Annotated in this window: 7 protein-coding genes and 1 tRNA gene; 7 read left to right on the top strand and 1 reads right to left on the bottom strand. The window is 72.7% G+C overall.

Going from position 1 to position 10,199, the window contains the following annotated elements:
* Window positions 1-76: 76 nt before the first annotated feature.
* On the bottom strand, window positions 77-1,276 hold the full coding sequence (locus tag ACH0A8_RS15010) for a cobalamin-independent methionine synthase II family protein (protein ID WP_066655822.1): 1,200 nt from the start codon (window positions 1,274-1,276) through the stop codon (window positions 77-79).
* 249 nt (window positions 1,277-1,525) lie between these two features.
* On the opposite strand from ACH0A8_RS15010, the gene ACH0A8_RS15015 reads away from it, so the two are divergent.
* From ACH0A8_RS15015 to ACH0A8_RS15045, 7 genes are all read left to right on the top strand, one after another.
* Complete coding sequence (locus tag ACH0A8_RS15015) at window positions 1,526-2,926, top strand: MFS transporter (RefSeq protein WP_066658565.1); 1,401 nt, start codon at window positions 1,526-1,528, stop codon at window positions 2,924-2,926.
* Window positions 2,927-3,075: 149 nt separating this feature from the next.
* Window positions 3,076-3,750, top strand: a complete 675-nt coding sequence (locus ACH0A8_RS15020; protein WP_406907463.1) for a GntR family transcriptional regulator — start codon at window positions 3,076-3,078, stop codon at window positions 3,748-3,750.
* 343 nt (window positions 3,751-4,093) lie between these two features.
* Window positions 4,094-4,183, top strand: a tRNA-Ser gene (locus ACH0A8_RS15025).
* A gap of 147 nt (window positions 4,184-4,330) precedes the next feature.
* A complete protein-coding gene (locus tag ACH0A8_RS15030; protein WP_406907464.1) occupies window positions 4,331-5,329 on the top strand; it encodes a glycosyl hydrolase family 18 protein in 999 nt (332 codons plus the stop codon).
* A 188-nt stretch (window positions 5,330-5,517) separates the two neighbouring features.
* Window positions 5,518-6,510 (top strand): MoxR family ATPase, encoded by a 993-nt coding sequence (locus ACH0A8_RS15035; RefSeq protein WP_235426362.1) that lies wholly within the window; start codon window positions 5,518-5,520, stop codon window positions 6,508-6,510.
* A complete protein-coding gene (locus tag ACH0A8_RS15040; RefSeq protein WP_209685619.1) occupies window positions 6,510-7,841 on the top strand; it encodes a DUF58 domain-containing protein in 1,332 nt (443 codons plus the stop codon). The genes ACH0A8_RS15035 and ACH0A8_RS15040 overlap by 1 nt, the downstream gene beginning before the upstream one ends.
* A complete protein-coding gene (locus ACH0A8_RS15045) occupies window positions 7,838-10,195 on the top strand; it encodes a transglutaminaseTgpA domain-containing protein (protein ID WP_406907465.1) in 2,358 nt (785 codons plus the stop codon). Before ACH0A8_RS15040 ends, ACH0A8_RS15045 begins: the two co-directional genes overlap by 4 nt.
* Window positions 10,196-10,199: the final 4 nt, after the last annotated feature.

Raw genomic sequence — 10,199 nt, forward strand, 5'->3', positions numbered from 1 at the left:
GGCGACACCTCGCAGCGCTGTACCGCTGCGAGGACCCGCCGACGTTGCGTCTTGCGGGAGCAGAGTGGCGGGAGCGTCAGCCGAACAGGCGGCGCGACGCGATCTCCGCACCCTCGACGAGTGCTCGGAGCTTCGCCCACGCGACGTCCGAGGCCACGAACTCGTAGCTCGCGAAGGTCGCCAGGCCGCAGTCGGTCCCGGCGACGATGCGGGTGGGGTCGCCGACGGCCTCGGCGGCCTCGACGATCCGGTTCGCCACGAGCTGCGGGTGCTCCAGGTAGTTGGTCGTGACGTCGATGACGCCCGGCACGAGCACCGCGTCGTCGGGGAGCGGCAGGTCGCGGAAGGCCGGGAACTCGTGCGCGTGCCGCGGGTTGCCGAACGGGATGCTGAAGGACCCGACCTCGGCGCGGTACAGGTGGGGGAGCAGCACGTCGACCGGGACGTCGTCCTGGTGCGGGCCCTGCCAGTTGCCGTAGCAGACGTGCAGCCGCGTCTGCTCCTTCGGGATGTTCCGCAACGCGTGGTTGAGCGCGTCGACGTGCAGGTCCACGGCGGCCAGGAACTCGTCGAGCGACGCGTCGCCGAAGTGGATGACGCGCTCCATGGCGAGGTCCGGGGCGTCGAGCTGCAGGACGTGCCCGCGGGCGACGATCTCCTCGTACTCGACGCGGAGCTGCTCGGCCAGCGCGAACACGTACTCCCGGTGGTCGCGGTAGTGCGGGTTCTCGTCGTCGAGCAGCAGGGTCGTGGCGACGATGCCCGGCGTCGCGGCGGAGATGAAGGTGCCGGCCGGGGTGCGGCCGGCGGCGGCGTTCCGGGCGAGCTCGCGTTCGAAGCCGTCGAGGTCCTCGCGGATGCCGGCGCGCTCCTGGTCGTACTCGAGCAGCCCCTGGGCGAGCGGGGTGTCCCACACCCGGGCGAACTCCGCGCCCTCGTCGATCTGCCGGGCCTGGAACGCCGCGTACTCCGGGAACTTCACGCTGTCGAGCGTCGGCTTGCGGTGACCGGAGCCCCCGAACCCCGACAACCGATCGCGGATGTAGGTCGAGAAGCCGACGCGCGGGACCTCGCCGTCGTTGACGACGTCGAGGCCCGCGTCGAGCTGCGCATCGACGGTGCGCGCGAGCACGGCGGCGATCTCCTCGCGGAGTGCCTGTTCGTCGTGGGGCTTCCCCTGGTCGCGGGCCACCAGGAGCGCGGTCAGCTCGGGCGAACGGGGGAGCGACCCGGTGTGCGTGGTCAGGATGCGGTCGATCGAGTTCTGGGTGGGCACGTCGTCACGCTACCGACGCGGGCGCCGGCCGCGTGCGGTCGTGACGTCGCGCGTCACCGTGATCCGACGCGGACGGGAGGCACGGTGCGGGCCCGCCCCGCGCCTCCCGTCCGCGTTGCACGACTTCCTGAACCTGTGAGGGTGTAAAGCTGCGCTGGTACTGGGAACCAGCCTGGAATCTCCGGAGTACGGTCCGCTCTCGTGAGCAGCACGACGAACGGGGCGATCAAGAGCCTGGTCCCCGCCAGGATGGACAGACTGCCGTGGACGCGCTTCCACTGGAGCGTGGTGGTGGGTCTGGGGGTGTCCTGGATCCTCGACGGCCTCGAGATCCAGATCGTCTCGAACGCCGGCTTCCAGGCCGACCTCGACCTGTCGACGCAGCAGGTCACCCTGCTCGGCACCATCTACCTGGTGGGGCAGGTCGTCGGCGCCCTGGTCTTCGGACGGATGTCCGACCGGCTCGGCCGCCGCAAGCTCTTCATCCTGACGCTCGCGATCTACCTCATCGGTTCGGGCATCGCCGGACTCGCTCAGGACTTCTGGTTCCTGGCGGCGTTCCGCTTCGTGGCGGGCCTCGGCATCGGCGGTGAGTACGCGGCGATCAACTCGGCGATCGACGAACTCATCCCGTCGAAGTACCGCGGGCACGTCGACATCGCCATCAACGGCACGTACTGGGGCGGTGCGGCGCTCGGCGCCTTCGCCAACATCTACCTGCTCGACACGTCGATCTTCGCCGAGAACATCGGGTGGCGCATCGGGTTCTTCCTCGGCCCGGTGCTCGGCATCGCGATCATCTTCCTGCGGCGGCACATCCCGGAGAGCCCGCGGTGGCTGATGACTCACGGACGCGAGGAGGAGGCCGAGCGCACGGTCTCCGAGATCGAGGCCTCCGTCGAGAAGTCCACCGGACACCGGCTGCCGGACGTCGACGAGTCGAAGGCCATGACCGTCACGCCGCTGGACAAGGTGGGGTTCCTGACGATCGCCAAGGTGCTGCTGAAGCAGTACCCGACCCGCACCCTGGTGGGCGCGACCATGATGATCACCCAGGCGTTCCTCTACAACGCGATCTTCTTCACCTACGCCCTGGTGCTCACGAACTTCTTCGGGCTGAAGACCGCCGAGACGGCCGTGTACTTCTTCCCGTTCGCGATCGGCAACCTGCTGGGGCCGATCGTGCTCGGCCGGTTCTTCGACACCTGGGGTCGTCGGCAGATGATCTTCCTGACCTACCTGGTGTCGGGTCTGGTGCTCGCCACCTCGGCGTTCCTGTTCCGAGCCGACGCCATCAGCGCCACCGTGCAGGTCGTGTTCTGGTGCGTCTCGTTCTTCTTCGCCTCGGCCGGTGCCTCGAGCGCCTACCTGACCGTGAGCGAGATCTTCCCGCTCGAGCTGCGGTCGCAGGCGATCTCGTACTTCTTCGCCCTCGCGCAGATCTTCGGAGCGGTCGCCCCGGCGATCTACGGTGCGTTCATCGGGGACGGGTCGTCGCGTGAGCCGCTCTTCTGGGGGTACCTGCTCGGGTCGGCGGTGATGATCGCCGGCGGGATCGTGGCCTTGGTGTTCGGAGTTGATGCGGCGCGCAAGGGGCTGGAGGACATCACCCAACCCTTGTCCGTCCTCACCGACGCGTCCAAGAAGTAGGATTTCGTATACGTGATGTTTAGCGCCGAGGCCCTCCCGCTGGGAGGGTCTCGGCATGGCACTCCTCCACATCCCGACCCCGACCGGATCGTTCCCCTGGTCGCCCGCTCCCGGAGCACCGGGTGGTCGTCGTGCGTGACCCTGGGGCGATGGATCGCTCATCGTCCTCGGGGAACGACCGGGTTCCCGACCCGAACGGCATCCGCCGCAGCCTGCTGCGTGACGCCGTCTTCCTCAAGCTGCTCGAGAACGTCCTGCGCGGGGTCTACCGGCGGGGGCAACGGCTCCGGCTCGACGACATCGCCCGGGACATGCAGGTCTCGCGCACACCCGTCCGCGAAGCCCTCGTCCCGCTCGAGTCGCTGCGGCTCGTCAGCGTGCAGCGGTACGTCGGCGTCGTCGTCGCCCACTGGTCCGTCGGCCAGATGGTCGAGCGACTCCGGGTGGCCCGGGCGATGATCGCCGATCCCGCTCCCGGCTGCCAGGGGGTGGACGAGCAGTTCGACGCGCTCGCGCTCAGGTCCTGCCTGACCGAGGCCGGGGCGCTCGTCGAGCTCGGTGCCTGGTACCTCCGTCGGCGCGGTGCGATCGTCAGTGCCGACTGGCTCACGGCGCAGCGGGCCGTGCTCGACACCTTCTTCACGGACGACGTCGCCGTGGCGAACGGCATCGACGCCGTCGTCGGGCGGCGTGCTCGTGTGCAGCAGGTCGAACGGGCGGCTGCTGCGGCGGAGCGTGGACAGCTCGACGAGTGCGCCGCAGCGCTCGTGGGGTTGGCGGAGGACCTCATCGCGTTGCCCGACCGGTTCCGCTCCGCCGCGTGAGGCACGGTGGGGCAGCGCCCACCGGAGAGCACCCAGAGCGGGGGCGCGGACCGGGTCCGCGCCCCCTGGTCGTCCCCGTCCGGGCCGCCGCGGTCGGGTGCGTCGGGCTCGGCAGAAGGGGGGACGACGTCTGGTGCTGTGTCGCGGCGACGGGGGAGGTGATGCCCCCGGAACGTGATGTCCGCGTCCCGACGATGCTAGGCGTCGGGGTACGAGCGGACAAGCCCCACCTGTCCCCACTTCAGGGGACCCGGTGACCGACCCGAGATGATCGTGTCGTGGCGGGAGGTCGAGAGGAGGCTCGTCCTCCTGTATGGTGGGTCTCGCGCTCGTGAGAGCGCACGGAGACGTCGCATAGTCCGGCCGAGTGCACCACCCTGCTAAGGTGGAGTCCCCTTTGAGGGGACCGAGGGTTCAAATCCCTCCGTCTCCGCAGTCGACCAAACCCCTGCCACCGGCGGGGGTTTCGTCGTTCCGGCAGGGTGCGCGCGGGAACACGACGGTGCGGCCGTGCTCGACGGTCGGGAGGCACGGGCCGGCTCGGCACGGGTGCCCTGGCCCCGCCCACTACCGTTGCCCCGTGATCCGCTCATCCGCCCTCGCCGTCGCGCTCGTTGTGATCGTCACCACGGTCGCCGGCTGCGCCGACGCGTCCGCTGCCCGCGGCGTCGCCGTCGAGGCGTACGTCGAGCCGGGAGCCCCGACGGCGGTCGCCCGGGTACGAGCCGCCACCGAGCGGGCGGACACGATCGGCATCGACGGTGTCACGCTCTCCGCGGACGGCACGGGCCTCGCGCCGCTGCCCGACGGCGTCGACCGACTCGCCCGCGCCGCGGCCCGCGGGGGCGCGCGACCGGAGCTCCTCGTCAGCAACTACTCCGAGACGCTCGGTGACTTCTCGCCGGAGACCGCCTCGGCGCTGCTGGCCGACCCGGTCGCCCGCGGACGGGTCGCTCGGGACCTGGCGGCCCTGGCGCACGACCACCACTGCACGGGCGTGCAGATCGACCTCGAATCACTGCGCGACCGCGACCGCGCGGGACTCGTCGCCTTCGCGGCCGCGCTCGAGGACGCGGTGCACGACGAGCTCGGTGCCGACGCCCCGGTGTCGATGGCCGTGATGGCGTCCACCTCGGCCGCGGGCTTCCGGGACACCGGGTACGACCTCCGTCGTCTGGCGGAGCACGTCGACCGCTTCGTGCTGATGACCTACGACCAGCACGGCCCGTGGAGCGGACCGGGCACGATCGGTGCCCTGCCGTGGGCGCAGCGCGTCGTCGAGGTGGCCGAGCACGAGGGACTGCCGGCCGACCGCACCGACCTCGGCGTCGCCGGGTACGGGTACCGCTGGGGTGGACCGGACGCCGGGCAGGTGTCGCCGACGCGGGCCCGTGCGCTGGCCGGCGGTGCCGCACGCTGGTCGGACCGCACGGGGGAGTGGTCGGCGACGCTCGGTGACGGACACGAGCTGCACTGGTCGGACGCCCGCTCCTACCGGGCACGTGTCGCGCTGGCGCAGCGACTCGGGCTGCACGGCGTCGCGCTCTGGTCGCTGACGACCGAGGCCCTGCCGCGCTGACGCCCGCACCGACCGGACCGTGACCAGGAGGCGGACGGGAGGCGCGTGGCGGCCCCGCACCGCGCCTCCCGTCCGTCGCGGGGCAGGGCCCGTGTGTGCCTTCCGGATGATCGGTGACGCATCCTCCGGTGCCTGTCACCGCGCCGTTGTAGCATGCACGACACCTGTCCCGAGACGAGGAGGCCTGCGTGCCGGACCAGACCGACCAAGCCTTCCCGATCGAGCACGTGCGAGCGGTGGGCGACGACGTCGTCGCAGCCGTCTCCACCGTGGTGGACGGCAAGGTCGACGCCATCCGCACGGCGTTCACCGTGATGCTCGCCGAGGGGCACCTGCTCGTCGAGGACGTCCCCGGCGTCGGCAAGACCGTGCTCGCGAAGGCGCTCGGTGCCTCGGTCGGCGGGACGGTGAACCGCATCCAGTTCACCTCGGACATGCTGCCGTCCGACGTCACCGGTGTGAACATCTACGACCAGTCGTCGGGCACGTTCCGGTTCTCGCCGGGTCCGGTGTTCGCGAACGTCGTCATCGGTGACGAGATCAACCGCACGAGCCCGAAGACCCAGTCGGCCCTGCTCGAGGCGATGGCCGAGGCGCAGGTGACCGTCGACGGCGTGACCCGGCCGCTGGAGTCGCCGTTCATGATCGTCGCGACCCAGAACCCGATCGACATGGAGGGCACGTACCCGCTGCCCGAGGCTCAGCGCGACCGGTTCATGGCCCGCATCGCGATGGGGTACCCCAGCGCGGACGCCGAGCGCCAGATGCTCGCGGCGCGCGGGACCCGCGACCCGCTGTCCGCGCTCCGACCGATCGTCGACGTGCAGACGCTGCGGGCGATCGTGCACGCCGTGCGCGGGGTGCACCTTGCCCACGACGTCGAGGCCTACATCGTCGCGATCGTCCGTGCCACCCGCACGCACCCGGACCTCGTGCTGGGCGCGAGCCCTCGCGCCACCCTGCACCTGGCGCAGGCCGCTCGTGCCCACGCCGCGCTGCTCGGTCGCCCGTTCGTCACCCCCGACGACGTCGCCCACCTCGCACCGGTGATCCTGTCCCACCGTCTCGTCCCGGTCGCCCGCGGGCTCGGCGGGGCCGCCGAGGACACCGCGCGCGACGTGGTCGTCCGGATCGTGTCCGACACCGCCGTGCCGTTCGCCTCGGCCGCCGTCCGCTCCTGATGCCCGACGGCAGCGGGCCCTCGACGTCCGCGCTGCGTGCGGGCGCGGTGCGGTCGTGGGTGCTCCGCACCGGGCGACGCGGCGCGGCCATGCTCCGCCGGACCCCGTTCCCGCGGCCGACGGCCAGGGGGTGGACGGTGCTCGGGTCGGGGATCGCCCTCGTCGGCGGTGGTCTCGTCGCCACGACGAGCATCGCCGTCTCCGCCGGGCTCCTGCTGCTCGTGCTGCTCGTGCTCGGGATCGTCATGGCACTCGTCGTCGCGGCGCCGCTGCGTGCGACCCGGTCGACCGCCCGCTCGGTCGTGCAGGTCGGTGAGGTCCACCGCGAGCGGATCACCCTGCGGGGGACGTCGCTGCCGATCGGGCCGCGGACGACCCTGCTGGTGCGGGAACAGCTCGAGGACGCCCTCGCGAGCGTGTCCGACGCGCAGACCTACGCCCTGGTCGGCCCGAACGAGCCCCCGGCGGTGCTCGACGTCGAGGCCCTCGCGATGCACCGGGGCCGCACGCTGGTCGGTCCGGTGACCATCCGCGTCGAGGACCCCTTCGGCCTGCTGCGCATCGACCGGCCGGTCGTCCCCGCCGAGGAGGTCGTGATCGTCCCCGCATCCACCACCCTCGGCGCGATCGACACCGGTGCGCTCGCGGGTGCCGTCTCGGCGGACGAGGGCCGTGTGGGTCAGGGCGGTTCCGCCGACGACAGCGAGCTCCGGCCGTACCGGCAGGGCGACCCGATCCGCCGCGTGCACTGGGCACAGAGCGCCCGACGCGGCGAACTCCACGTCCGCCAGACCACGCAGGCGCAGCCGCCGGAGGCCGTCATCGCCATCGATCTCCGCCGAGAGTCCTACCAGGCGCTCGGCCGCGACGACCTCGCGGAACTGAGCGACCTCGGTGGCGACGCCGCGTTCGAGCACGCCGTCGTCGTCGCCGCGAGCGTCGCCCGTGCCCTCAGCGCGCGGACGTCGCGCGTGGTGCTCGTGAGCGACGACACTCCGGGCGCGGGACGGCACACCGGCGACGTCGGCAGCCTGACGGACCTGCTCGTCGGACTCGCCGACGTCCGGGTCCGTTCGGACGCCCGCCCGGTCACCGAGGTCCTGTCCGACGTGCACGGTCGCGACGTCCACGGCATGACCGCCGTCGTCACCGGCCGGTGCACCGCCGAGCAGGCCGCAGAGCTCGTCGCCGCGACGAGCGGGTCCAGTCGCGGCATCCTCGCGACCATCGTCCCGCCCGACCCCGTGGTGCGCGGCATCCTCGACCGTGCCGGTTGGCGGACCCTCGTCGTGCCCGTCGCGGGCGCGCAGGCGCACGGGAGCACCCGGTGAGCGGGACCTCGACCGCCGACCGCGTCAGGACGCCCACGCGCAGCGGCCGCCCCGAGCGTCCGGCCGAACGCGACGACGCCCCGGGACCGTGGGTCGTCGCCCTGGCACCGCTGCCGGTCCTCATCGCGGCGCTCGCGATGCGTCCGCTCGTGCAGGGCACCGCCTGGTGGCTGTCCGGCGTCGTCTTCACGGCGGTGCTCGTCGCCGTCGTCCTCGCCGTCCGCCGTCGCGCTCCGGGCGTGCGCTTCATCGCCCTCGTCGCCACGCTGGTGGTCGGGTCGTGCGTCGCCGCGGTCGTCAACGACGTCCACCCCCTCGGCTGGCTCGACCGCGAGGGAGCCCTCGGCGAGGCGCTCGCCGCGATCCGGCTCAACCCCGCGCCGCTGCCGCAGAGCGACGCGATCCGCTTGATCGTCACCGTCGCGATCGCCTGGGTCGCCGGGGTGACCCTGTTCCTCGCCGCGATCGCGCCGACCGTCGCGCTCGCGGCCGTGCCCGCGCTGGTCGTGCTGATCGTCCCCGGTGTCGTCACGGGCGAGCCCGCCTCGCCGGTGCTCGTCGTCCTGGTGGGGGCGGCGTTCCTCGGGCTCCTCTGGCTGTCCGTCCGACCGGTGCAACGGGCGTTCCCGGCCGCCGTGGTGGGCGCGATCGGGCTCGTCGTCGCCGTGGGGCTCCCGGTGCTCGTCCCGATCAACGCCAGCTGGCTGTCCGGCGTGACGGGCGCGCTGCAGGCCCCGATCCAGCCCGGTCGTCCCGGCACGCTGCTCGAGCTCGGCCGCGACCTCCGCCAGCCGAACGAGCTCGAGGTGTTCCGCTACCGCACCGCCGACGGGCAGCCGGAGTACCTCAAGCTCGCCGACCTCGACGAGTTCGGCACCGGCGACTGGGTGCCCACCGTGACCGACGCCAGCACCGCGGAGACCGCGGACCAGCAGCAGTGGGCGGTCGGGATCAACCCCCGTCTGGCGAGCCGCGGCGACCTGACCGTGCGGATCACCGGGCTGTCGAGCAACTACCTGCCCGTGCCCGGCGGCGCCGTGTCGCTCGAGTCGCAGTCGACGAACCTGGACCTGTCGCAGTGGCGCTGGATGGGGGACTCGAGCACGGTCCGGTCGACCGGTCCCGTGACCCAGCGCGGTTCGACCTACCAGGTCTTCGGCGCCTCGACCTGGTCGGGGGAGTACCTCGACGCGATCGCCGCGAGCGGGATCCTCGGGCGCACCGACGGCCGCGGGTTCACGGCGCCGAGCGAGACGCAGCTCCGCACCGACCTGGCACTGCCCGAGGACCTGCCACGTGACATCCGGGCGGCGGCCCAGCGGGTGGCCGGCGGGCTGCCGAACGACTACGCCCGGGCGCGTGCCCTGGAGCAGTGGTTCCGCAGCGACCTCTTCACCTACTCCGAGACGGCCCCCGTCGAGCAGGGCTACGACGGCGACAGCATGGACGTGATCGACACGTTCCTGCGCGTGCGCCAGGGCTACTGCGTGCACTTCGCGTCGTCGATGGCCGTGATGGCGCGGACGCTCGGGATCCCGTCGCGTATCGCAGTCGGGTACCGGGCGAGCAGCGACCAGACGGAGGACGGCGAGTACACCGTCTCGAACCGACAGCTGCACTCGTGGCCCGAGCTGTACATCCGTGGCGCCGGTTGGGTGTCGTTCGAGCCGACCCCGAGCTCCGACGCCGCAGCGCAGGCGGGGACCGAGTCGTCGGCGACGCCGGCTCCGGCCCCGTCGGAGACGCCGCTGCCGGCCCCGGGGGAGACCGCTCCCGCCGAGGCCTCGCCCACCCCGACACCCTCCGCCTCGACCGGAGCGGGCGCGGCGGCCACGACGGGCGGCGGCGCCGGACCCGGTGCCGCCGGCCTGGTGGTCGGACTGCTGCTCCTGCTGGCGGTGCTCGTCGCACCCGGGGTCGTCCGTGTGGTGCGTCGGCGCCGACGGCTCGCCGCGGTGCAGGCGGGACGTTCGCCCGCACTGCAGGTCTGGCGCGAGGTGCTCGACGACGTCGCCGACCACGGGTACGCACCGGGGCTCGCGCCGCCGGGTGACGCCGCCGCAGCAGCGCGGACGGCGCGAGCGGTGCGCGGTCGGCTCGTCGGGACCGTCCCCGCGAGCGTGCTCCCGCACCTGACGAGCATCGTCGATGCAGTCGACCTGGAGCGCTTCGCCGCGGACGGTGCGGCGGGCGTGGACACGGCAGCACTCCGGCGGGCCGTCCTGGAGGCTCGTGTCGCCCTCGACGCGTCCGTCCCGCGGGCGCGCGTGGTCCGGGCGCGGCTGTTCCCGCCGAGCCTGCTGCCCTCGTCCGCGTGGTCCCACGAGGGCCGGCAGCGCCGGCGCACGGCCTAGCCGC

This window comes from Curtobacterium sp. 179-B 9B NHS (assembly GCF_045370965.1).
Classification (GTDB): domain Bacteria; phylum Actinomycetota; class Actinomycetes; order Actinomycetales; family Microbacteriaceae; genus Curtobacterium.

Excerpts from the sequence above, each read along its gene's own strand:
- ACH0A8_RS15015 (WP_066658565.1), top strand. The coding sequence starts at position 1,526 with ATGGACAGACTGCCGTGGACGCGCTTCCACTGGAGCGTGGTGGTGGGT.
- ACH0A8_RS15020 (WP_406907463.1), top strand. The coding sequence starts at position 3,076 with ATGGATCGCTCATCGTCCTCGGGGAACGACCGGGTTCCCGACCCGAAC.
- ACH0A8_RS15040 (WP_209685619.1), top strand. The coding sequence starts at position 6,510 with ATGCCCGACGGCAGCGGGCCCTCGACGTCCGCGCTGCGTGCGGGCGCG.